The sequence below is a fragment of the Amycolatopsis sp. NPDC049252 genome (assembly GCF_043197175.1).
Lineage (GTDB): Bacteria > Actinomycetota > Actinomycetes > Mycobacteriales > Pseudonocardiaceae > Amycolatopsis.
In genome coordinates this window covers 1-22766 of the sequence record NZ_JBICSQ010000105.1, presented here as the reverse complement: position 1 = coordinate 22766, position 22766 = coordinate 1, and the positions used below count along the sequence as shown (strand labels likewise).

At 70.9% G+C, this 22766-nt stretch carries 17 protein-coding genes; 8 read left to right on the top strand and 9 right to left on the bottom strand.

Annotated elements, in window-relative coordinates; genetic code table 11:
• Positions 1 to 1689 (bottom strand): ABC transporter substrate-binding protein (locus ACGFMK_RS44485; protein ID WP_392776554.1); only part of this gene is annotated, 1689 nt, incomplete at its 3' end.
• A 179-nt stretch (positions 1690 to 1868) separates the two neighbouring features.
• Here ACGFMK_RS44485 and ACGFMK_RS44480 point away from each other — a divergent pair.
• Positions 1869 to 2696: a M55 family metallopeptidase gene (locus ACGFMK_RS44480; RefSeq protein WP_392776551.1), complete on the top strand. Its 828-nt coding sequence runs from the start codon at positions 1869 to 1871 to the stop codon at positions 2694 to 2696.
• Positions 2689 to 3996 carry a M20/M25/M40 family metallo-hydrolase gene (locus ACGFMK_RS44475; RefSeq protein ID WP_392776549.1) on the top strand — a complete coding sequence of 436 codons (1308 nt, stop codon included), beginning with the start codon at positions 2689 to 2691 and terminating at the stop codon, positions 3994 to 3996. Before ACGFMK_RS44480 ends, ACGFMK_RS44475 begins: the two co-directional genes overlap by 8 nt.
• On the opposite strand, the gene ACGFMK_RS44470 is transcribed toward ACGFMK_RS44475, so the two are convergent.
• A complete protein-coding gene (locus tag ACGFMK_RS44470; RefSeq protein WP_392776563.1) occupies positions 3986 to 4615 on the bottom strand; it encodes a class I SAM-dependent methyltransferase in 630 nt (209 codons plus the stop codon). The genes ACGFMK_RS44475 and ACGFMK_RS44470 overlap by 11 nt on opposite strands.
• Positions 4616 to 4665: 50 nt before the next feature.
• Positions 4666 to 6384: a tannase/feruloyl esterase family alpha/beta hydrolase gene (locus ACGFMK_RS44465; protein ID WP_392776546.1), complete on the bottom strand. Its 1719-nt coding sequence runs from the start codon at positions 6382 to 6384 to the stop codon at positions 4666 to 4668.
• A 151-nt stretch (positions 6385 to 6535) separates the two neighbouring features.
• Between ACGFMK_RS44465 and ACGFMK_RS44460 the strand changes: the two genes are divergently transcribed.
• Entirely contained in the window at positions 6536 to 10846 is a 4311-nt protein-coding gene (locus tag ACGFMK_RS44460) for a GH92 family glycosyl hydrolase (protein ID WP_392776560.1), read from the top strand.
• Between the two features lie 111 nt (positions 10847 to 10957).
• Here ACGFMK_RS44460 and ACGFMK_RS44455 read toward each other — a convergent pair whose 3' ends face one another.
• On the bottom strand, positions 10958 to 11728 hold the full coding sequence (locus ACGFMK_RS44455) for an alpha/beta fold hydrolase (RefSeq protein WP_392776543.1): 771 nt from the start codon (positions 11726 to 11728) through the stop codon (positions 10958 to 10960).
• Positions 11729 to 11797: 69 nt separating this feature from the next.
• Between ACGFMK_RS44455 and ACGFMK_RS44450 the strand changes: the two genes are divergently transcribed.
• Both ACGFMK_RS44450 and ACGFMK_RS44445 read left to right on the top strand, forming a co-directional pair.
• The gene (locus ACGFMK_RS44450) at positions 11798 to 14920 is read left to right on the top strand and encodes a GH92 family glycosyl hydrolase (RefSeq protein ID WP_392776540.1); all 3123 of its coding nucleotides are present in this window, start codon (positions 11798 to 11800) and stop codon (positions 14918 to 14920) included.
• Positions 14917 to 16995, top strand: a complete 2079-nt coding sequence (locus tag ACGFMK_RS44445) for an FUSC family protein (protein ID WP_392776537.1) — start codon at positions 14917 to 14919, stop codon at positions 16993 to 16995. The genes ACGFMK_RS44450 and ACGFMK_RS44445 overlap by 4 nt, the downstream gene beginning before the upstream one ends.
• A gap of 52 nt (positions 16996 to 17047) precedes the next feature.
• Here the strand turns inward: ACGFMK_RS44445 and ACGFMK_RS44440 are convergent, their stop codons facing one another.
• The 4 genes from ACGFMK_RS44440 to ACGFMK_RS44425 all read right to left on the bottom strand — a co-directional run bounded on the left by ACGFMK_RS44440 (position 17048) and on the right by ACGFMK_RS44425 (position 19120).
• The gene (locus ACGFMK_RS44440) at positions 17048 to 17677 is read right to left on the bottom strand and encodes a DUF4360 domain-containing protein (protein ID WP_392776557.1); all 630 of its coding nucleotides are present in this window, start codon (positions 17675 to 17677) and stop codon (positions 17048 to 17050) included.
• 243 nt (positions 17678 to 17920) lie between these two features.
• Positions 17921 to 18334 carry an LLM class flavin-dependent oxidoreductase gene (locus ACGFMK_RS44435; RefSeq protein WP_392776535.1) on the bottom strand — a complete coding sequence of 138 codons (414 nt, stop codon included), beginning with the start codon at positions 18332 to 18334 and terminating at the stop codon, positions 17921 to 17923.
• Between the two features lie 7 nt (positions 18335 to 18341).
• Positions 18342 to 18710 (bottom strand): VOC family protein, encoded by a 369-nt coding sequence (locus tag ACGFMK_RS44430; RefSeq protein WP_392776532.1) that lies wholly within the window; start codon positions 18708 to 18710, stop codon positions 18342 to 18344.
• Positions 18710 to 19120, bottom strand: a complete 411-nt coding sequence (locus ACGFMK_RS44425) for a nuclear transport factor 2 family protein (RefSeq protein ID WP_392776529.1) — start codon at positions 19118 to 19120, stop codon at positions 18710 to 18712. Before ACGFMK_RS44425 ends, ACGFMK_RS44430 begins: the two co-directional genes overlap by 1 nt.
• Before the next feature lie 106 nt (positions 19121 to 19226).
• On the opposite strand from ACGFMK_RS44425, the gene ACGFMK_RS44420 reads away from it, so the two are divergent.
• Together ACGFMK_RS44420 and ACGFMK_RS44415 are read left to right on the top strand one after the other, a co-directional pair.
• Positions 19227 to 19667, top strand: coding sequence for a MarR family winged helix-turn-helix transcriptional regulator (locus tag ACGFMK_RS44420; RefSeq protein WP_392776526.1), 441 nt, complete (start codon positions 19227 to 19229; stop codon positions 19665 to 19667).
• A 106-nt stretch (positions 19668 to 19773) separates the two neighbouring features.
• Positions 19774 to 20754, top strand: a complete 981-nt coding sequence (locus tag ACGFMK_RS44415) for a malate dehydrogenase (protein WP_392776523.1) — start codon at positions 19774 to 19776, stop codon at positions 20752 to 20754.
• 57 nt (positions 20755 to 20811) lie between these two features.
• On the opposite strand, the gene ACGFMK_RS44410 is transcribed toward ACGFMK_RS44415, so the two are convergent.
• Complete coding sequence (locus ACGFMK_RS44410; RefSeq protein WP_392776521.1) at positions 20812 to 21684, bottom strand: virginiamycin B lyase; 873 nt, start codon at positions 21682 to 21684, stop codon at positions 20812 to 20814.
• Positions 21685 to 21781: 97 nt separating this feature from the next.
• Between ACGFMK_RS44410 and ACGFMK_RS44405 the strand changes: the two genes are divergently transcribed.
• Positions 21782 to 22360, top strand: a complete 579-nt coding sequence (locus ACGFMK_RS44405) for a ClpP family protease (RefSeq protein WP_392776519.1) — start codon at positions 21782 to 21784, stop codon at positions 22358 to 22360.
• Positions 22361 to 22766 lie beyond the last annotated feature (406 nt).

Here is a 22766-nt window from a genome sequence, read left to right as displayed (position 1 = left end):
AGACCGTCGGCGACCTCGGCCGGGTCGGCGAACTCGCGGTAGGCCTCGTCGACCAGCACGAGCACGTGCGGCGGCAGCGCGTCGAGGAACGCCCGAGGCCTCGAGCGCGTTCTGGTAGTCGAGCACGACGTTGACGGCCTGGCTCGCGAGCCGGGCCTGGGCCTGCTTCACCGTGGTGGCGCGCTGCGCGTCGTCGGTCTCGGTGAGCTGCTTGGCGCGCAGGGCGTCGAACTCGGGGTCGCAGAAGAACGTGTCGGTCGTGGCGCCCTTGCCCTGGGCGTTCGGCCGGGCCGCGCAGGTGTGCAGCTGCAGCGCGGAGTCCGGGTCCGGGTTGGTCGCGTAGCCGGAGATCGCCAGGTCGTAGTTGCCCGCGGTGGTCCGGTCGTTGAGCTCGTCGTCGGACACGAGCTCCTGCTTGACCGTGATGCCGATGTCCTTGAGCCAGCCCGAGACGTACTGCGCGAGGCGCTGGTCGTAGGGCCGGTTCGAGTGGCCGGTCAGGCGCAGCTCCAGCTTCGCGCCGCCGGGGGCGGTGCGGACGCCGTCGGCGCCCTTGACGTAGCCGGCCTGGTCGAGGGCGGTGTTGGCGGCGGCCGTGTCGAACTTGACCTGGTCGGTGCCCTGGGGTTTCCAGTGGTAGGCCTGGTAGATCGGCGGGACGATGCCGGTGCCGAGCTCGGCGTGGCCGCCGGCGACGCGGTCGACGATCGTCTGCTTGTCGATGGCCTGCACGATCGCCTTGCGCAGCCGGATGTCCTTGAGCACCGGGTTGCCGTTGCCGATCGGCTGGTTCTGGTTGTTCTGGACGCCGAAGTTGAGGTTGATCTCGTCGTAGCGGCGGCTGGGGGCGGCGTTGGTCGTGATGTTCGGCTGGCCGTTGAGCGAGTCGAACTGGGTCGGGGTGAGCCGGTTGATGACGTCGACCTCGCCCTGGCGCAGCGCGTTCACCGCGGCCTCGGCGTCCTTGAAGATGAGCAGCTGCAGTTCGTCGACCTTCGGCGCCCCGCGCCAGTAGTTCTTGTTGGCCTTGAACTTCACGTACTCGTTCTGCTTGTACTCGGTGAGCTGGTAGGGCCCGTCGCCGACGCCGACGACCGAGATGTCGTCGGTCTTGGGGTCGTTGAGGTCCTTGATCGGCGCCCAGACGTGCTCGGGCACGATCGGGACGTCGAGCAGGTTCATGTCCGACTGCACGGTCTTGGTCTTGATGACCAGCGTGGTGTCGTCGGGGGCGGCGACCGAGTCGAAGTTGGTCACGTAGCTGCCGTTGGCGGTGCGGGCGTTCTCGTCGTCCAGCATCCGGTTGAACGTGAACGCGGCGTCCTTGGCCGTGACCGGCTGCCCGTCGCTCCACTTGGCCCCGGAGCGGATCTTGAACGTCCAGGTCAGCTTGTCCGGCGAGGGCGTCCACGACTCGGCGAGCGCGGGCGAGGCCTGCGCGGTCTCGGCCGAGGGGATGGTCAGGAACTCGTAGACGAAGCGGCCGACCTGGGTGGACGCGGCCAGTGACGCGGTGAACGGGTTCAGGTGGTCGATGCCGGTGGTCAGGGCGACCCGGAGCACCTTGCCCTGCTGCGCCTGTGCGGGCGCGGCGAGCGGGATCGCCGCCAAGGCCGCCGCGGCCAGTACCGCCGCCACGCGGCCGAACCGGCCGACTCTGCCGTGGAAATGCACCAAAAACCACCCCATCGTCTCGCTGTGAGCCTCCCCAAGGACGAGAAGTAACCACATACCCGGACAACCGCGCAATATGTTGCCGCCTCGGCAGGTGTCCGATCGTTATCGACCGGACAAGTGTCACTCAGCGTGACATTCGGAAGGCGGGATTCGGTGCTCGCGGGTCGCGCGGGCTGGTTAGAGTGCCCCGCATGCGCATCATGATCTCGGCGGACATGGAGGGCGCCACCGGCGTCACCTGGACCGACGACGTCGTGCCCGGGTCGCCGCAGTGGGATCGCTTCCGGCGGCTGTTCACCGGCGACGTCAACGCGGTGCTCGCCGGGCTGTTCGAGGCCGGGGCCAGCGACGTTCTGGTGAACGAGGCGCATTCCTCGCAGCGAAACCTGCTGCTGGAGGAGCTCGATCCGCGGGCGCGGATGCTGACCGGGCGGCACAAGCCGCTGTCGATGATGCAGGGGGTCGACTCCGGTGTGGACGGTGTCGTCTTCCTGGGTTACCACGCCGGTGCCGGGTTCGACGGTGTGCTTTCCCACACCTACCTGGAGAACCAGATCACCGGGGTGTGGCTGGACGACGTCCCGGCGAGCGAGGGCCGGTTGAACGCGGCGATGGCCGCGGAGTACGGCGTTCCTGTCCTGCTCGTTTCGGGTGACGACGAAACATGCGAAGACGCCCGTGATTACGCACCGGACGCGGAGCTGGTCCAGGTGAAGGAGTGCGTCAGCCGGTACGCGGCGATCTGCCTGCCGCCCGCGCGCACGGCGGAGCTGCTGACCACCGCGGCCGCCGACTCGATGGCGCAGGCCGGCCAGACGGCACAGCACGCGGGGCCGCACCGGATCGAGGTCGAGTTCGACGCGAGCCACCTGGCCCAGTCGACGGCGGTGATCCCGACGGTGGAACAGATCGGCGTGCGGCGCGTCGGGTTCGACGCGGCGACGATGACCGAGGCGATGAAGGCGTTCAAGGTCGTGACGGCGATCGCGGCGGGGGCGGTGCAGGGCATCTATGGCTGACGTGACCGACGCTGTCGAGATCTGCGCGGACCTGATCCGGTTCGACACCACCAACCGCGGCGGCGGTGACGCCGAGCCCGAGCGCCCGGCCGCCGAGTACGTCGCGGCGTTCCTGGACGGCCTCGGCATCCCGTCGAAGATCTACGAGGCCGCGCCCGGCCGGGCCAGCGTGATCGCGCGGGTCGCGGGCACCGATCCGTCGTTGCCGGCGCTGCTGGTGCAGGGGCACCTGGACGTCGTCCCGGCGGACGCCGCGGACTGGTCGGTGCCGCCGTTCTCCGGCGAGGTCCGCGACGGGTTCCTGTGGGGCCGCGGCGCGACCGACATGAAGGACTTCGTCGCCATGGTGCTCGCGGCCCTGGCCGGCGGGGTGCGGCCGCGGCGTGACGTGGTGCTGGCGTTCGTCGCCGACGAGGAGGACCGCGGCGACTACGGCGCGCACTGGCTGGTGGCCACGCACCCCGAGCTGTTCGAGGGCTGCGCGGCGGCGATCAGCGAGTCGGGCGGCTACACCTACCACGTGCCCGCCGCGGACGGCCGCATCGTGCACCTCTACCCCGTCGGGACGGCCGAGCGCGGAACGGCCCACCTGCGGCTGACCGCCCGCGGCCGCGCCGGGCACGGATCGCGCCCCAACAACGAGAACGCCGTCACCCGGTTGGTGGACGCGTTGCACCGGATCGCGGCCCACCGCTGGCCGGTGTCCCTGACGCCGACGGTCCAGGCGTTCCTGGAACGGACCGGCGCGGCTCTCGGGGTCCCGGTGGATCTGTCCGAAGAGGACGCTGTGGACGCGACCGTGGCGGCTCTGGGCCCGGCGGGTGGCCTGGTCGTGCCCACGGTCCGCAACAGCACCACCCCGACGATGCTGGACGCGGGCTACAAGGTGAACGTGATCCCGTCGACGGCGACCGCGCAGGTCGACGTCCGGGTGCTGCCGGGCACCGAGGAGGCGTTGTTCGCCGAGCTGGACGAGCTGCTCGGCGAGGGTGTCACGCGGGAGTTCGTCGCGCACCAGCCGCCGGTGCAGGCACCGGTGGACTCGCCGTGGTTCTCCTCGATGGCCGCCGCGTTGCGGGCCGAGGACCCCGAAGCGGTGGTGGTGCCGTACTGCATGGGCGGCGGCACCGACGCGAAGGCGTTCGCCCAGCTGGGCATCGCGAACTACGGTTTCGCGCCGCTCTGGCTCCCGGCGGGCTTCCCGTACCGGGCGATGGCGCACGGGGTGGATGAGCGGGTCCCGGTGGAAGGCCTGCACTTCGGCACGCGGGTGCTGTCCCGGTTCCTGGCTAGCGCGTGAAGGTGGCCCAGTAGCGGAGGCCGTCGTGGATGGTCTCGAGGCTCACCAGCCGCACGCCGCCCTGGGCGACCGACTCGATCTCCTCGCGGCTGAACGGCCACGGCGGTCCGGGCTCCGGGGCCACGTTCTCCTCCGCCACCTCCGACACCAGCGCGGTTCCGCCGGGCGCGAGGAACCCGGCCAGGGACGTGATCGCCGCCGCGCGGAAGTCGCGGGGCATCGCCTGGATGTTGATGATCTCGACGACCAGGTCGAACGCCTGGTGCCACTCCCCCGGCGGCTTCAGCAGGTCCGCCACCACGTAGTCGACTTCCGTCTCCGGGAAGCGGGCGCGGGCGGCCTCGACGGCGGTCGGGGCGACGTCGAACGCCGTCACCGCCCAGCCGGCCGAAGCGAGCAGCTCCGCGTCGTCGCCGAGGGCGCTGCCGACGACCAGCGCGCGGCGGCCTTCGCCAGGACGCAGCCAGTCGGCCAGCGCCGCGTTCGGCTTGCCGCGCGTCCACGGCACCTCGGCCTCACCGCGGGAAGCGGCGGTGTAGAGCTGGTCGAACCACCCGGTCGGGTTGCCCTCGGCGAGGGAGGCGCGGGCGAGGACACGGTCAGCGGGCTCCGGCGGCATCGGGGTCACGATCTCGACCTTAGCGACGACGCCGGGCCCGCGTGACCGCTTTACCGCGCGACCGGCCCCGGCAGGCCGTACAGGGAGTTCCCGGCCCAGTCGACGATGTCCCGGAACGGCGGAACGGGCGGGGGCTGGCGGAAGTTGGTGACGTCCCGGACCGGTGACGCGGGTGGCGCGGGGTCGAAGTTGGCGGCGTCGTCGATGCTGCCGGTGCCGTCGTAGACCGCGCGCAGCGGGTACGGGAACACCGGGCGGGTGCGGGTGACGTTCCCGGCTTCGTCCCGGCCGGTCGCCGTGATCCGGGTGGGTGCGGTGCCGCGTTCGACCCAGGCGACCAGGTCGCGCAGCGGGTCGAACTCGGTGAGGGTGGTGCCGCCGCCGCAGTGGTAGAGCGACGGGACCATGAACAGCCGCGCCCAGTCCTGGCCATGGCCGTGGGTGAGCCGCTGGTAGTAGTCGAGCGTGCCGGCCGGCGGGATCGCCTCGTCGGCCCAGCCGTGCCAGAGCACGAGCTTGCCGCCACGGCGCTGGAACGCCGAGAGGTCGGTGCTCATGGCGTTGTAGCGGACGCCGACCGGGGTGAGCCGGTCGAACTCGCGCCGGGTGAAGGCAAAGGTGTCGACGGTCGAGGCCGGCGCGCCGATCGGGTAGCCGAGGTAACGCAGGTAGTTGTCGGCGAGACTGCGGGCGAAGGAGACGCCGCCGGTCGCGGGCACGCCGATGATCCACCCGGCCCAGGACAGCTCTGAGCCTTTCGGCTCGCCACCGGGGTAGAGCAGCGTGCCCCGCGGGTCGGTGGGCGGTGAATAGAGCTTGCGGGTGGCGGCGACCTGGGCCGGGGTGAGGCACGCCGGGGTGTCGGGTCCGGTGCAGGTCAGCGCGGCCGGGTCGAAGCGGCACGCGCGGGGGTCGTCGAGCTGGCCGTCGGTGAGGCCGTCGAGGCGGTCGCAGGCGGCGAGGACGGCGTTGTGCAGCGCGGGCAGCTTCGCCGCGGTGAGGATCGGTGCGCCGCCGGCGGCGGTGTTGACCCGGGCCAGCCAGGTCTGGAACTCCAGCAGCGGGCTCCAGTAGCCGGCCGGAGCGCCGGCGACGATGCCGTCGAAGTCCGCCGGGTAGCGCTGGGCCAGCTGGAGGGCTTCGCGGCCGCCGTCGGAGCAGCCGCTGAAGTAGGCCTTCTTCGGGGGCGCGCCGTAGAAGGCCTGGATGATCGCCTTGGACGCGCGGGAGACGACGTGCGAGGCGCGGAACGCGAAGTCGTCGCGGGCGGCTTGGTCGGTCGCGCCCCAGCTGCCGTCGTCGACGACGCCGGGGGTGTGGCCGACGTGCCCGTCGTCGGTGGCGGCGACCGCGACGTCGCCGCCGTGGGGCAGGCCGCAGTCGGCGAGGACGGGCGGGGTGACGACACCGCAGAAGCCGCCGCAGCCGTACTGCAGGTAGCGCCCGGCGTAGGTCCTGGTGGGCAGCCGCAGCTCGAACCGGACGGCGGGTTCGACGTAGCCCCGCACCCCGCAGTACTCGGGGTCGGTGCCGGTCGCGGCGACGACGGCGGCCGCGGTGACGTGGGTGCCGGCGCCCGGCAGGGGGAACCCGCGGACCAGGGCGCTGCAGGCGGTGATCGGCCGGACGGTGGAGTCGGTGGCGGCCGCGATCGGCCGGACGGCGGGGTCGTCGGCCGGGCGGTCGGCGGTGGTGGCGGCCGCTGTGGCGAATCCGGTGGTGGCCAGGGCCAGTGCCGCGATCGCGGTGATGGTCCGGACGCGTCTCATCTGGTCCCCGTTCCCTCGGTTGTCCAGTTCTGGCCAGGTTTGCCGACCGGTCTTGACATCGATGTCACCCGCGCGTTTGTCTTCCTGGGCGCCGCCTGGGTCCCCGCCCGCGCGGTGCCTCGAGTTCACCCCTCCAGAGCTTGGAGCAATGATGCCCCGAAGCGCCAGACCACCGGTCGCCATGATGCTGGCCGCCACCGTGGTCGCCGCCGGCCTGGTCGCCCTCCCGGCGGCCGCCTCCGCCGCCGAGGACGCCCTCCCCGCCGACTTCTCGTCTTCGTTCGAGGCCGGTGACACCCAGCCGACGTGGACCGACACCGTGGACACCGACGCGGCGGGCAAGCCGCGCGCGTTCGGCGTCAACGGCGCGAACGGCACCGCGATCCCCGGAGACATCCGCGGCAAGGTCACCGAGACCAGCGCGAGCAGTGAGAACACCGACGGCGGCGAAGTGGTGTCGAACCTCGTCGACGGCACCACCGACACCAAGTGGCTGTCCTGGGACCCGACCGCGTGGGCGCAGATCACGCTGTCGGAACCCACGTCGATCACGCACTACGCGCTCTCTTCGGCCAACGACTTCGACAACCGCGACCCGAAGGACTGGACGCTCCAGGGCTCGAACGACGCCCTCGCCTGGACCGACCTGGACAAGCAGGCCGGCCAGGCGTTCACCGCGCGGTTCCAGCAGAAGGACTACAAGCTGGCCGCGCCGACCGCGGCGTACAAGTACTTCCGGCTGAACGTCACGGCCAACAACGGCGGGCCGATCCTGCAGCTGTCGGAGCTGCTGCTGGCCAACGACGACCCGGCGCCGCCGCCGCTGCCGAACATGCGCAGTTTCGTCGACTCCGGCCCGACCAGCGGTTACACGAACAAGAACCGCGTGGGCTTCACCGGGCTCAAGGCGTTCCGCTACTCGGGCAGCCAGACCGCGACCGGCCACGGCTGGTCGTACAACAAGATCTTCGACGTGAACGTCCCGGTCGTGGCCTCGACCGAGCTCTCGTACAAGGTCCAGCCGCAGTTCATCACCGGCGACCTGAAGTACCCGAGCACCAACGTCGCGATCGACCTGGCCTTCACCGACGGCACCTACCTGCGCAACCTCGGCGCGACCGACCAGTACGGCTTCCCGCTGACCCCGGAGGGCCAGGGCGCCTCGAAGGTGCTCTACGCCAACCAGTGGAACCTGGTGCGCTCGGCGATCGGGCAGGTGGCCAAGGGCAAGACGATCGACCGGATCCTCGTCGGGTACGACAACCCGAACGGCCCCGGCTCGCTGCAGGGCTGGCTGGACGACGTGAAGGTGTCGGCGACCCCGACGCCGCCGTCGAGCACCCGCCCGAGCGACAACGTGGTCACCACGCGGGGCACGATGGCCAACAGCACGTTCTCCCGGGGCAACAACTTCCCGGCCACGGCCGTGCCGCACGGGTTCAACTTCTGGACCCCGGTCACCGACGCCGGTTCGGGCAGCTGGCTCTACAACTACAGCACCCAGAACAACGCGCAGAACCTCCCGCAGCTGCAGGCGTTCAGCGTGAGCCACGAGCCGAGCCCGTGGATGGGTGACCGGCAGGCGTTCCAGGTGATGCCGTCCGCAGCCGCCGGGGTGCCCGACGCCAACCGCGACGCGCGGGCGCTGCCCTTCAAGCACAGCGACGAGGTCGCGCGGGCGCACTACTACGGTGTGCAGTTCCAGAACGGGATCAAGACCGAGATCGCGCCGACCGACCACGCGGCGATGATGAAGTTCTCGTTCCCGGGCGCGGACTCGAGCCTGATCTTCGACAGCGTCAACAACTCGGCCGGGCTGACCCTCGACCCGGCCAGCGGCACGCTCTCGGGCTACACCGAGACCAACGTGTACGCCGGCGCGGGCCGGATGTTCGTCTACGCGACGTTCGACAAGCCCGTCACCGCGGGCGGCAAGCTCACCGGGCAGGGCCGCGACAACGTCACCGGCTACCTGCGGTTCGACGCGGGCGCCGACAAGACCGTGAACATGCGGATCGCGACGTCGCTGATCAGCGTCGACCAGGCGAAGAAGAACCTCGCCCAGGAGATCGCCCCGGCCGCGACCTTCGACTCGGTGCGCGACGCCGCGCAGAAGGCCTGGGACGACCAGCTGAAGGTGATCGAGGTCGAGGGCGCGTCGAAGGACCAGCTCACGACGCTCTACTCGAGCCTGTACCGGCTGTTCCTGTACCCGAACTCGCAGTTCGAGAACACCGGCACCGCCGACAAGCCCGCGTACAAGTACGCGAGCCCCGTGTCGCCGAAGACCGGCGCGGACACCGTGACCCAGACCGGGTCGAAGGTGGTCGACGGCCAGATGTACGTCAACAACGGCTTCTGGGACACCTACCGCACGACGTGGCCGGCGTACTCGCTGCTCACGCCGGACATGGCCGGGAAGATGGTCGACGGGTTCGTGCAGCAGTACCGCGACGGCGGCTGGATCGCGCGCTGGTCCTCCCCCGGCTACGCGGACCTGATGACCGGCACGAGCTCCGACGTCGCGTTCGCCGACGCCTACCTCAAGGGTGTCAAGAACTTCGACGTCAAGTCGGCCTACGACGCGGCGCTGAAGAACGCCACGGTGACGCCGCCGAACTCGGCGGTCGGCCGCAAGGGTCTGGACCAGGGCATCTTCCTCGGCTACACGCCCAACACCGCCAGCGAGGGCTTCTCGTGGGCGATCGAGGGCTACGTCAACGACTTCGGCATCGCCAACCTGTCGAAGAAGCTGGCCGACGAGGCGGCGCCGAACGACCCGCGCAAGGCGGAGTACCAGGAGAACTACGAATACTTCACCAGCCGCGCCCAGCAGTACGTGAACCTGTTCGACCCGAGCACCGGGTTCTTCCAGGGCAAGGACGCGAACGGGAAGTTCACCAAGACGAAGGACGAGTACGACCCGCGTTCGTGGGGTGGTGACTACACCGAGACCGACGGCTGGGGCATGGCGTTCACCGTGCCGCAGGACGGCAAGGGCCTGGCGAACCTCTACGGCGGGCAGGCGGGCCTGGCGAACAAGCTGGACCAGTTCTTCGCCGATCAGGAGACCGCCAACTACCCGGGTTCCTACGGGGGCGTGATCCACGAGATGCGGGAGGCGCGGGACGTGCGGATGGGCCAGTACGGCCACTCCAACCAGCCTTCGCACCACCTGCTCTACATGTACGACTACGCGGGTCAGCCGTCGAAGACGCAGGCGAAGGTCCGCGAGGCCCTCTCGCGGCTCTACAACGGCGCCGAGATCGGCCAGGGCTACGCCGGCGACGAGGACAACGGCGAGATGTCCGCGTGGTACATCTTCAGCGCGCTGGGCTTCTACCCGCTGCAGATGGGCAGCCCGAACTACGCGATCGGGTCGCCGCTGTTCAAGAAGGCCACGATCCATCTGGCCGGCGGCAAGAACCTGGTGATCAACGCGCCGAAGAACAGCGCGAAGAACGTCTACGTCCAGGGTGTGAAGGTCAACGGCAAGGCGTACAGCTCCACGTCGCTGCCGCAGGACGTCATCGCCAAGGGCGGGACGATCGACTTCGACATGGGCCCGAACCCGTCGAAGTGGGGCACCGGCCCGAACGACGCCCCGACGTCGATCACCAAGGACAACGCGGTGCCGACGCCGTTGCACGACGAGACGGGGCCGGGCAAGGGCACGCTGTCCACTTCGGACGGCTCGGACGCGGGTGCGCTGCTCGACAACACCTCGCGCACCCAGGCCGCCGTCACCGGGGCCGTGCAGTACCAGCTCAACTCCACCGACGAAGCCGTCAGCCACTACACGCTGACGTCCCAGACCGGTGCGGGTGACCCGAAGAGCTGGACGCTGAAGGGCTCCTACGACGGCAAGACGTGGGCGGTCGCGGACCAGCAGACGAACCAGGCGTTCAGCTGGCGGCAGCAGACCCGCGCGTTCAAGGTGGCCAACCCGGCGCACTACGCCTACTACAAGCTCGAAGTCACCGCGACCAGCACCGGCGCCCCGGCGCAGCTGGCCGAGTTCGAGCTGCTGGGCAAGCCGGACGCCTCCTGCACGCAGACCATCACCGGTGACCACAAGGGACCGCTCTCGGTCTCGAGCGGCACGGTGTGCCTGCAGGACGCGACGGTGTCGGGTCCGGTCACCGTGGGCGGCGGCGCCTCGCTGATCGTCCGCGGCGGTGAGATCAAGGGCCCGCTCGCCGCGACGGGTGCCGCCCAGGTCGTGCTCAACCGCATGAAGGTGGACGGCCCGGTGGCGATCACCGGGGTGACCGGGCAGGTGTCGATCGAGCTGACGACGGTCGGCGGCCCGGTCGCGCTGACCGGCAACCACGGGCCGGTGCTCACGTCGAGCACCATCGGCGGCCCGCTGGCCTGCGCGGTCAACTCGCCCGCCCCAACGGACTACGACCTGCCGAACACCGTCCGCGGCCCGTCCGCCGGGCAGTGCGCGAAGATCTAGTCCAGTACCGCTGGTTGGTCCGTGAAGGCCTCCTTACCGGCTCTTATGGCCGGTAAGGAGGCCTTCACGGCTTTTCGGCGGGCGGAAGCGGGGTGCGTCAGTTGCAGCTGTTCAGGCCCGGCGCAGGCCGGCCAGCTCCTTGGCGAGCACGTCGGCGAAGAGGGCCGGTTCGGAGACGAAGCCGAAGTGATCGCCGGGGAACTCGACGTACCGGCAGGCCAGGTGCTCGGCCTGCACCCGGGCGCCGCGGGTGTAGTACGGCTCGCGGGTGCCGGCGCCCGCGGCCGTGACCACCGGGATCCCGGTGCGGCGGACCGCGTCCAGGTCCGGGCTGTGCCAGGCGATCGGCAGGAACTCGCGGCCCAGGAAGTGGTCGGCGGCCGCGGGGCGGGCGAAGTCGGCCGGGGACGCGCCCCACAGCGCCAGTGCCGCCGCCGCGCCCCGGCTCTCGTAGGTGGCCCGGATCTCGCGGGCGAGCGCCAGCCGCTGCGGGGCGTCGGGCAGCAGCGGGATGCTCGGTGCCTCGTGCACGACCAGCTCCGCGACGACGTCGGGCAGGTGCACGGCCAGTTCGAACGCGATCGAGCCGCCGCCGCCCTGGCCGAACACCGCCGCGCGGGCGGTGGGGCGGGCCGAGCGGATGACCGCGGCGGCGTCGCGGGCCTGCTGCGCCATGTCGAAGTCGGTGTCGCGGCCGGCGCTGCGCCCGGTACCGCGGCGGTCGTAGGTCAGCACGGTGTAGTCGTCCGACAGCTGTTCCGCCAGCCCGGCGAAGCGGGCACCCTCGCCGCCCAGGCCGGCGATCAGGAGCAGGAGCGGGCCCGCACCCCGCACGTCGTAGGCGAGTTCGGCACCCTCGTGCCGGACGGTGTGCGTGCTCACCGCCGCCTCCCCCCACCGTCCGAGTCTGCCGGGCCACACGCTACGCCGTTCGGCCGATACGGTGGGCACATGCCCGACGCCGTGTTCTTCTCGTCCTTCGAAACCGGTGAGCCGCAGCCCGCGGACCCCGCGCTGCGGGTCGACAGCGGCCCGGACCGCTCCCCCACGGCCAAGACCGGCGTCGGCTTCACCGGGGCGCGTGCCCTGCGCTACAGCGAGCGGCCGCGCAGTGTCCTGTTCGAACTCGACGTGCCGGTCACCGGTCGCACCGAGCTGTCCTATGTGGTCTTCCCGCGGTCCGACGGGGAGATCCCGGCCTACCACGCCACCTGGGTGAGCCTGGACGTCGAGTTCGCCGACGGCACGTCGGCCGGGTTCGCCCCGGTGGACGACAAGACGCTCTGGGTGGACCAGTGGAACCTCGTGCGGCGCCCGCTCGGGGCGTTCGCCGGGCGCCGGATCAGCCGGATCGTGCTCCTCACCGCGGCACCGGAGGGTGAGATCACCGGCTGGGTCGACGACGTCCGCGTCGCCGAGCGCCCCGAGCCGCCCCGGCACCCGGTCGACTTCGTCCGCACCACCCGCGGCTCGCACTCCAGCGGCGACTACTCCCGGGGCAACAACTTCCCCGCGACGGCCGTCCCGCACGGCTTCAACTTCTGGACCCCGGTCACCGACGCGGGGGTCACCAACTGGATCTACTCCTACCACCGCCACAACGACGACCGGAACCGCCCGGCGCTGCAGGCCCTGGCGCTGAGCCACCAGCCGAGCCCGTGGATGGGCGACCGGCACACCTTCCACGTGATGCCCGGCACCGGCCCGGTGCAGCCCGACCGCCGCAAGCGCGCGCTGGCCTTCTCGCACGACGACGAGACCGACTCGCCGCACCACTACGGTGTCCGCTTCGCCAACGGCGTCACCGCGGACCTCGCCCCGGCCGACCACGCGGCGATCCTGAAGTTCACCTTCCCCGACAAGCACGGCTGGCTGGTGTTCGACAACGTCGGCATGCGCGGTGGCCTGCGGCTGAACGCCGACACCGGCGTCGTCACCGGCCACACCTGGGTCCGCAGCCGCCTGTCGGCCGGCGCGCGCCGGATGTTCGTCTACGCCCAAACCGACGCTCCGGCCACCCGCGGCGCCAGGTACCGCCGGCCGTGGCGGCGGGTCTCGGGGTACTTCGAGTTCGACGGACCCGAGGTGACGCTGCGGATCGCGACGTCGCTGATCAGCCTCGCCCAGGCCGAGCGCAACCTCGAGCTGGAGATCCCCGCCGGGACGACGTTCGAGCAGGTCCGCTCGCGGGCGCGGGAGCTGTGGCAGGAGCAGCTCGGCCGGATCGAGGTCGAGGGCGCGACCGAGGAGCAGCGGACCACGCTCTATTCGAACCTCTACCGGCTGTTCCTGTACCCGAACAGCGCGCACGAGAACACCCCGAAGGGGATCCGGCACGCGAGCCCGGTGATCCGCCGCCGGTGGCCGAGCACCCGCCGCCGCACCGGCGCGAAGGTCGTGGACGGCGAGATGTTCGTCAACAACGGCTTCTGGGACACCTACCGCACCACCTGGCCGGCGTACGCGCTGCTCACCCCGGCCCACTGCGGCCGGATGATCGACGGGTTCGTCCAGCAGTACCGCGAAGGCGGCTGGATCTCCCGGTGGTCCTCACCGGGGTATGCCGACCTGATGACCGGCACCAGCTCCGACGTCGCGTTCGCCGACGCCTACCTCAAGGGCGTCCGCAACTTCGACGTCGAGGCCGCCTACGACGCCGGGCTGAAGAACGCCACCGTCACCCCGCCGCACCGCGCGGTCGGCCGCAAGGGCCTCGACCAGTCGATCTTCCTCGGCTACACGCCGACGTCCGTCCACGAAGGACTGTCCTGGGCCCTGGAAGGTTGCATCAACGACTTCGGCCTCGCGAACCTCTCGCTGGCCCTCTCCCGGGAAAGTGACGGGCCGCGGGCGCGGATGTACGCCGAGTACGCCGCCTACTTCCGTGAGCGCGCGAAGCACTACGTCCACCACTTCGACCCGAAGATCGGCTTCTTCCAGGGCCGCAAGCGTGACGGCAGCCGCAAGTTCGCCCCCGAGGGTTACGACCCGGCGGCGTGGGGCGGCGACTTCGTCGAGACCAACGCCTGGAACACCGCCTTCACCGCACCCCACGACGGCCCCGGCCTCGCCGCGCTGCACGGCGGCAACGCCGGTCTGGAAGCCAAGCTCGACACGTTCTTCGCGACGCCGGAGACCGGCCGGCGGCCCGGCGCGTACGGCGGGCTGATCCACGAGATGACCGAGGCCCGCGACGTCCGGATGGGCCAGTACGGCCACTCCAACCAGCCCTCGCACCACATCCCGTACGTCTACAACCTCGCCGGCGCGCCCGCGAAGGCCCAGCGCGTCGTGCGCGAGGTGCTGCGGCGGCTCTACCTCGGCAGCGAGCTCGGCCAGGGGTACCCCGGCGACGAGGACAACGGCGAGATGTCCGCCTGGTACGTCTTCGGCGCGCTGGGCTTCTACCCCCTGGCCGTCGGCAGCCCGCGTTACGCGATCGGCTCGCCGCTGTTCGAGAAGGCGACCGTGCACCTGGGCGAGGGCAAGAAGCTCGTCGTCCGTGCCCCCGGCAACAGCGAGGAGACGGTCTACGTCCGCGGCCTGACCGTCGACGGCGAACCGCACGAGTCCACGATGATCTCCCACGCCACCCTCGCCGGCGGTGCCGAACTCGTCTTCGACCTCACCACCGAGCCGACGACCTGGGGCACCCCGCCGCCGGAAGCCGAACAGCCGGACCCGATCACCGACCTCACCGGCACCGCGACCAGCTCCGACGGCACCGGCGTCGACGCCCTGTTCGACGACACCACCGGCACCCAGGTCACCTTCCGCGGCGCCACCGCGGCCATCGAGTTCACCGTCACCGGCGAACCCCGCGAGGTCACGATGTACACGCTGACCTCCGGCACCCGCTCCGGCGACCCCAGCGCCTGGACCCTGGAAGGCTCGGACGACGGGGCGGACTGGCACACCCTGGACGAGCGCACCGGCGAGCTGTTCCGCTGGCGCCGCCAGACCCGCCCGTTCGTCCTCGCCACCCCGGCCGCGCACGCGCGCTACCGCCTGCGGATCACCGCCGCCCGCGGCCGCCGGGCCACCCTCGCCCAATGGGAGCTGCTCGCCCGATGAACCGCCTCCGCACCGCCGCGCTCGACCGGTTCGCGGCGGCCGACCCCGGCCTGGTCCGGCTGCGCCTGGCCGGCTCCGCGGTCCTCGGCATCATCCTGGCCGTGGCCGCGCTGCTCCCGGCGCACCTGCCGCTCACCGTGATGCTGGTGGGCGCGATCGCCGCGATGATGACGGCGTTCACCGTCAACGACGCCACCCCCGGCGGCCAGGCGATCACCCTCGGCCTCGCGTTCCTGACCGGCGCCACCTCGATCACTGTGGCCAGCCTCGGCTCGGCCCTGCCGCCGATGGACAGCATCGTCTTCGTCATGCTGATCTTCGTCGCGGTCTACGCCCAGCGCTTCGGCCCCCGCGGCACCGCGCTCGGCTCCATCGGCTTCTTCCTGTTCTTCTTCCCGATGTTCCTGCAGACCCACCTCAAGCAGGTCCCGCAGCTGCTGCTCGCGCTCGCCGTCGGCGTGCTGGCCAACGCCGTCGTCCGGTTCGTGCTGCTGCGACACCACCCCGAGGCGGAGTTCCTGCGCGTCCGCCGCGCCTTCCGGGCCCGGCTCGCCGAAGTCGTCCGCGCCGCCGAGGCCCACCTCGCGGTCAACGGCAGCGAACGCACCCGCAGGCAGCTGCGCCGCTCGATCAGCCGGCTCCACGAGTGCGTCCTGCTCATCGAGGACGCCGCCCCCGACGTCGTCGACGCCCGCGCCGCCGATGTCCTGCGCCGCCGCGCCATCGAGGTCGAGCTCGCCGTCGAGTGGCTCACCAGCACCGTGCAGCGCACCTGCTCCGACGAGCTGACCGCCGAGGTCCGCGACGACCTCATCGCCCGGCTCGCCCGCTTCCGCGCCCTGATGGAACGCGACCCGCGCGAGCTGCCGCTCATCAGCCAGACCGGCGAGTACAGCCGGATGCTCGTCGAGGGCAGCCGCATCGACGAGCACGCCGCCCCCGGCGACGGCGTCCGCAAGGCGCTGGCCGAGCTGGCCCTGGCCGACGACCGCGCCCAGCGCGCCGCCGTCCCCGAAGCCACGACCGAGCCCCTCGACGAAGACGACGAGCCGGCACCCAGGTTCGCCTACGACAACCAGACCCGCAGCGCCATCCAGGCCGTCGTCGGCGGCGGGCTCGCCGTGCTCGGCGGGGAACTCGTGTCCCATCAGCGCTGGTACTGGGCCGTGCTCACGGTGTTCGTGGTCTTCATCGGCGCCTCCAGCGCCGGCGCCACCTTCGTCAAGGGCGTCCGCCGCCTCGGCGGCACCCTGATCGGCATCTTCGGCGGCGTCCTGCTCGCCTCCCTGGTCGCCGGCAGCACCCCGGCCACGCTCGCCCTGATCCTGGTGTGCGTGTTCGGGATGGTCTACACCGCGCGCGTCTCGCAGGTCGTGATGGCGTTCTTCGTCACCAGCATGCTCGGCCTGCTCTACAGCCTGCTCGGCACGTTCAGCTTCGCGGTCCTCTGGATCCGCGTCGCCGAGACCGCCGTCGGCGCCGCGGCCGGCATCCTCGCCGCGATCGTCATCGTCCCGGTCCGCACCCGCTCGGTCATGCTCGACGACATCACCGAAGTCCTCGACGAGCTCGCCGAGTTCCTCGAACACGCCGAGGGCCTGCTCGCCGGCGAGGAGAACGTCAACATCATCGAGCTCTCCCGCGACCTCGACCGCGCCGTCGAGCAGGTCCGCACCACGATCGAACCCCTCACCCACCCGGTCAACTTCCGCAGCGCCCGCCGCGACTACGGCTGGCACGTGCTCACCACCCTGGAAACCATCGCCTTCCGGGCCCGGCACGTCGCCGCGCGCGCCCAGCCCGGGCAGCTCGCCGGCGGCGACGTCGGCCGCCTGCGGCAGTTCACCGGACGGCTGCTGGCCAACATCGACGTCCTCCGCAAAGCGCTCGACGCCCCGGGTGGCCCCACACCCGGCACGCTCGTGCGCGACGACGGCACCCCGGTCTCCGACCGCGTCGAGCAGGCCGAAACCCGCGCCGTCCTCTCCAGCCTCAGCCACCTCGACGAAGGCCTCGTCTCCCTCGGCCGCGTCTTCCACGTCGAGGCCACGGATCCGCGGGTCCCCGCGAAATGACCAGGAGGGCGGCGCGGTCCCCGACGACCGCGCCGCCCCACTCGGGGATGACCTACGGGCAGACCAGCCACGCGAAGTGGTACGTCGTGGTGATGCTGCCGTCGGTCGAGTCCATCGTGACGAAACTGGTCGTCTTCTTCGGATCCGACGTCCCCGCCGCCGCACGCAATTCCGTGTTGATGTTCAGATTGCGTTCCTCACCGCACGGCTTGAACACGATCGCACCGACCTCCGTCGAATCGGTGAAATGCCAGTCGTCCTCGAACGCGCCGGTCAGCGGATGCTGGACGTACGCCGTCGGCGAATTCCCCTGGAAATAGTAGTTCGCCCGCTCCAGGCCGGTCGCGCCGCGTTCCAGGTGCGCGAAACCGCGGTAGTCGGCCTGTGCGATTCCGTAGGTGAACCCCTGCGGGACGTGCACGCGCAGGCCGATCTGGCAGTTCTTCCGCCCGTCCAGCGGGCCGGCGCCGACGCCCACCAACGCCGTGTAGGCGCTGTACGTCACGGTGAACGCCGTGTTGTCCTGCGAGACCGCCACCGCCGACGTGCCGCTCGGGCAGCCCGTGCCGTTGGCGTTGACGACGTCGATGACAATTTTGTCGGGCGGCGGAGGGGTGTTCCAGGAATGGGGACTTACCACAGAGGACAGCGCCATTACGGCAGCAACGACCGCAGACAGCATCAGAATCCTTCCCAATACATTCCGATTGGGGATGGGGGCGCCGACCATGGTAGCGAAAGGATCATGGATCGAAACCCCGCTGAACGGAGCAACACTGCGTAGTCGGCCGAGCACGCCGGAACCGCTCAGATTCCGACAACTTCCGATCCTATTCATTCCGCGGTGGCCGAAAACGTATCCGGAAAACGATTTCGCGCCGGTGGATCACCGTTTACCCGGAACGATCACCCCCACGACGTCCGGTCAGTCCAGTAAGCCCGCGGCCCGCCCCGGCGTCCGCCGTCCGGGAAGTCGAAGACGCCGCACGCGCCGGGATACCACGCGACCGGCCGGAGCGTCTTCCGCTCCCGGGCGCCGCCGAGCCGGCCGCGCGTTGCCGATCGGCCACTCCACCCGGACAGTCTCTGCCATCCGCTCGAACCGTGCCCCCACCGGCAGGAACGGCGGGCCCAGCGCCTGCGCTTCGCCGTCGTGGTGCCTGGCGCCGATCCCGAACCGCGCTCGCCCACCCGACGCCACATCCAGCGTCGAGACGGCCTTGATCAGCAGCGCGGGCGATCGGAACATCACCGCCGACACGATCGTGCCCAGCCCGACCCGGCTGGTCCACACGGCCAGGTGGTCCGCAACCCACCCGGCGTCCAGGCCGCACGACACTCCCCGCTCAGGCCCGCGTGAGCAGTTCCATGTTGTGGCCGTCGGGGTCGGCGAAGTAGACACCCCGGCCCCCGGACTCGTGGTTGATCTCGCCCGGCACGCGGTGGAACGGGTCGGCCCAGAACCGCACCCCGGCCGCCCGCAGCCGCGCCATCGCGGCGTCGAACTCCCCGTCGCCCACGAGGAACGCGTAGTGCTGCCCGGGCACACCGCCCTCGGCGGTCGCGAAGTCCAGCGTGACGCCGTTCGCGACCGTCAGCTGCCGGAACGGCCCGGCCACCGGCCCGACCGGCAGCCCCAGGATCCCGGCGAGGAACTCCGCCGACACCTCACGGTCCGTCGCCCACACGATCGTGTGGTTCAGTTCGACGCTCATCACGCGGCACCCTTCCCGGCGGCCGTGAACGGCGGCGGTCCGCCGATCGCGCTGAGGTGGATGCCGGCCAGCCGCCACTCACCGCCTTCGCGCACCAGGACGTGCGTGGCGCGGAACCTCCCGTCCACGGGGGTGCCCTTGAAGGACGCGGTCTGCTCGTGGACACCGATCGCGATCGCCGTGCCGCCGAACTCCCGCACCTCGACGTCGTGCCAGTCGAGGGACTTCGTGACCAGCTCGCCGGTGCGGTGGCGCGCCAGCCACTGCAGCCGGTCCAGCACGAACCCGACCGGCCCGACCAGCCGGAACCCGTCGGTGACCAACGCGCCCAGCGTCTCGGTGTCCCCGCGCACCTCGGCGTCCGCCCAGCGACGCCCCAAGGCCTTGACCTGCTCTTCGGTACTGCTCATGATCCCGCTTCCTGCCGGTCGGTGACTTGACGAAGCAAACGTTAGAAGTCTAACCATTCGATGTCAAACGCTTAGACCTCTCTTCTTCTGCGGTACGGTCACCCCCGTGCCACCACCCACCACCGCCCCCATCGGCGTCGTCCTCGCCCGCACCGCCAAAACCGCCGCACGCGCCTTCGACCACGCCCTCGCCACCGCCGGCAGCTCCCAGCCGATCTGGCAGATCCTCATCTCCCTCAAGACCAGAACCGTCGCCAACCAGCGCGAACTCGCCGACGCCGTCGGCATCCAGGGCGCCACCCTCACCCACCACCTCAACGGCATGGAGACCACCGGCCTCGTCACCCGCCGCCGCGACCCCGACAACCGCCGCGTCCACCTCGTCGAACTCACCGACCAGGGCGAACAGCTCTTCCACCGGCTCGCCACCGCCGCCATCGCCCACGACAAACGCCTCCGCGCCGGCTTCACCGACGACGAAATCACCCTCCTGGCGAGCCTCCTGCACCGCCTCGCCGCCAACGTCACCGACGAACCCACCCCGTGAATCGATCCAGCGAGAGTGACTGGACGCACCCGTACGGCCACCACGGAGAGGGATAGGCTCCAAGGCACAAGCCAAAGTCGTCTCAAAAGCAAGCTGGAGTAGCGCTATGACCCAAGCCCCCGTCAACGTGACCGTCACCGGCGCCGCCGGCCAGATCGGCTACGCGCTGCTCTTCCGCATCGCGTCCGGTCAGCTCCTCGGCCAGGACGTCCCGGTGAAGCTGCGGCTCCTCGAGATCCCGCAGGCGGTCAAGGCGGCCGAGGGCACCGCCATGGAGCTCGACGACGGCGCCTTCCCGCTCCTGGCCGGCATCGACATCTTCGACGACCCCAAGCAGGCCTTCGAAGGCACCAACATCGCCCTCCTCGTCGGCGCCCGCCCCCGCAGCAAGGGCATGGAGCGCGGCGACCTCCTCGAGGCCAACGGCGGCATCTTCAAGCCCCAGGGCGAGGCCATCAACGCCGGCGCCGCCTCCGACATCAAGGTCCTCGTCGTCGGCAACCCGGCCAACACCAACGCCCTCATCGCCCAGTCGCACGCCCCCGACGTGCCGGCCGACCGCTTCACCGCGATGACCCGCCTCGACCACAACCGCGCGCTCGCCCAGCTCTCCAAGAAGCTCGGCGTCTCCGTCACCGAGATCAAGAAGCTCGCCATCTGGGGCAACCACTCGGCCACCCAGTACCCCTCGGTCCAGCACGCCGAAGTCGCCGGCAAGAGCGTCGACGTCGACCAGGCCTGGCTCGAGAGCGACTTCATCCCGACCGTCGCCAAGCGCGGCGCCGCGATCATCGAGGCCCGCGGCCTCTCCTCGGCCGCCTCCGCCGCGTCCGCCGCCATCGACCACGTCCACACCTGGGTCAACGGCACCGCCGACGGCGACTGGACCTCCGCCGCGGTCGTCTCCGACGGCTCCTACGGCGTCCCCGAGGGCATCATCTCCTCGTTCCCGGTCACCGCCGCAGGCGGCGAGTACCGGATCGTCCAGGGCCTCGAGATCGACGAGTTCTCCCGCGCCCGCATCGACGCCTCCGTCGCGGAGCTCGTCGAGGAGCGCGACACCGTGCAGAAGCTCGGCCTCATCTGAGCCGGTCTCCCGCAGTGAACGGGCCGCCGTCCCATGTGGACGGCGGCCCCTTCCGCGTCAGTACGGGATCCGCGCGAGCTTCCCGACCTCCAGCGCCGTCCACAGTGCACCGTCCGGCCCCACGGCGATCCCGTGCGGCTCCGACCCCGGCGTCGGCAGCTCCAGCTCCGTGACCCCGCCGTCCACCGCGACCCGCGCGACCCGGTTCGCACCCCACAACGTCACCCACAGCGCACCGTCCCCACCCGCGACGATCGCGTGCGGCCGCGAAGCCCGGTCCGGCAAGGGGAACTCGACGACAGCACCGTCGACGTCGATCCGGCCCACCTGCCCCGCCCCGATCTCCACGAACCACAGTGCACCGTCCGGCCCCGCCGTGATACCCACCGGCGCCGCCGCCTCGGTCGGCACCGGGTACACCGAGACCTCGCCGCCGGTGGTGATGCGACCGATCGCGTTCGCCTGGTTCAGCGTGAACCACAACGCCCCGTCCGAACCCGTGGTGATCATCGACGGGTAGGCACTCTCGACCGGCAGCGGAAACTCCGTGACCTCACCGTCCACGGTGATCCGGCCGATGCGACCCGCGGTGATCTCCGTGAACCACAACGCCCCGTCCGGCCCCGCCGCGATGCCGTACGGCCCGGACTCCGGCGTCGGCACCGCGAACGACGAGACCTCACCTGACACCGAGACCCGCCCGATCCGGTGCCCCTGGTACTCCGTGAACCACAACGCGCCATCCGGCCCGGCCGTGATCACCGTCGGCCCGGTCGACGCCGGCTCCAGCTGGAACGACGTCGCCGTGCCCTCGGCGCTCATCCGGCCGATCTGTCCGCTGTGGACCAGCGTGAACCACAACGCCCCATCGGGCCCGGTCACGATCCCGTACGGTCCCTCACCCGGCACCGGGAACTCTTCGATCGGCATTCCGCACCCCCATCCCGATGATCGCCCGGAGCGAAACTCGCACGCCCACAGCGAACGACGATCACCACCACACCCCCGGCACCCTACGGTCGGCCCCATGACCGTTCTCGCCGTACCCGACATGCAGGCACCCGGCCAGTCCTTCAACGACTCCGTCAGCGAACAGCTCCTGCGCGACCGCATCGTCTTCCTCGGCACCGAAGTCACCGACGAAGTCGCCAACCGGATCGTCGCCCAGCTGCTCCTGCTCGCCGCCGACGACCCCGCCAAGGACATCACCTTCTACATCAACTCACCCGGCGGCTCCGTCACCGCCGGCATGGCCATCTACGACACCATGCAGCTCGTCAAACCGGACGTCTCGACCTGGGGCCTCGGCTTCGTCGCGTCCATGGGCCAGTTCCTGCTCTCCTCCGGCACCCCCGGCAAGCGCTACCTGCTGCCCAACACCCGCATCGTCATGCACCAGCCCTCCGCCGGCATCAGCGGCGCCGCCACCGACATCGCCATCCAGGCCGAGGTCTTCGGCAAGATGAAGCGCCGCATGGCCGAACTCACCGCCCAGCAGACCGGCCAGAGCGTCGAGCGCATCACCGCCGACGCCGACCGCGACCGCTGGTTCGACGCCGACGAAGCCCTGGCGTACGGCTTCATCGACCACATCGTCGCCGCCTGAGAGCCGCCGGCACGTCCTGGCGGGGAACGCCGGCCCACTGTGCGCTCCCCGCCCGCGCTCCGTGCTGTTTTCTTGTGGCTGTAGCGTGGTTTTCCAAAATTGGGACGCGGTATAGGTCGTTATACACTTAAAGAGTGGATGACGGGGATGCTCCGGCAGGACCAACTCGCGGCGGGCTGCGGCCATCTTCTCGCCGCGGGTCGGCGCCGACCCGATCCTCGACAGCGTCCGGGCACGCCGCACTCGCGGGATCGGAGTTCGGCCGGCGCCCCTCCCCTGCCGGTTTGAAGCAGTACTGCCGGGGGGGGGGGGCGGCCGGCCCCCCCGGCGGCCCCACCCCCCCCCCCCCCCCCCCCCCCCCCCCGGGCCCCCCCCCCCCCCCCCCCCGGCGGCCCCCCCCCCCCCC

Coding starts and splice junctions, on each gene's coding strand:
- ACGFMK_RS44440 (WP_392776557.1), bottom strand. CDS start 17,677: ATGCTGTCTGCGGTCGTTGCTGCCGTAATGGCGCTGTCCTCTGTGGTA.
- ACGFMK_RS44470 (WP_392776563.1), bottom strand. CDS start 4,615: ATGCCGCCGGAGCCCGCTGACCGTGTCCTCGCCCGCGCCTCCCTCGCC.
- ACGFMK_RS44425 (WP_392776529.1), bottom strand. CDS start 19,120: ATGAGCAGTACCGAAGAGCAGGTCAAGGCCTTGGGGCGTCGCTGGGCG.
- ACGFMK_RS44430 (WP_392776532.1), bottom strand. CDS start 18,710: ATGAGCGTCGAACTGAACCACACGATCGTGTGGGCGACGGACCGTGAG.
- ACGFMK_RS44410 (WP_392776521.1), bottom strand. CDS start 21,684: ATGCCGATCGAAGAGTTCCCGGTGCCGGGTGAGGGACCGTACGGGATC.
- ACGFMK_RS44475 (WP_392776549.1), top strand. CDS start 2,689: ATGGCTGACGTGACCGACGCTGTCGAGATCTGCGCGGACCTGATCCGG.
- ACGFMK_RS44415 (WP_392776523.1), top strand. CDS start 19,774: ATGACCCAAGCCCCCGTCAACGTGACCGTCACCGGCGCCGCCGGCCAG.
- ACGFMK_RS44405 (WP_392776519.1), top strand. CDS start 21,782: ATGACCGTTCTCGCCGTACCCGACATGCAGGCACCCGGCCAGTCCTTC.
- ACGFMK_RS44445 (WP_392776537.1), top strand. CDS start 14,917: ATGAACCGCCTCCGCACCGCCGCGCTCGACCGGTTCGCGGCGGCCGAC.
- ACGFMK_RS44480 (WP_392776551.1), top strand. CDS start 1,869: ATGCGCATCATGATCTCGGCGGACATGGAGGGCGCCACCGGCGTCACC.
- ACGFMK_RS44450 (WP_392776540.1), top strand. CDS start 11,798: ATGCCCGACGCCGTGTTCTTCTCGTCCTTCGAAACCGGTGAGCCGCAG.
- ACGFMK_RS44465 (WP_392776546.1), bottom strand. CDS start 6,384: ATGAGACGCGTCCGGACCATCACCGCGATCGCGGCACTGGCCCTGGCC.
- ACGFMK_RS44460 (WP_392776560.1), top strand. CDS start 6,536: ATGCCCCGAAGCGCCAGACCACCGGTCGCCATGATGCTGGCCGCCACC.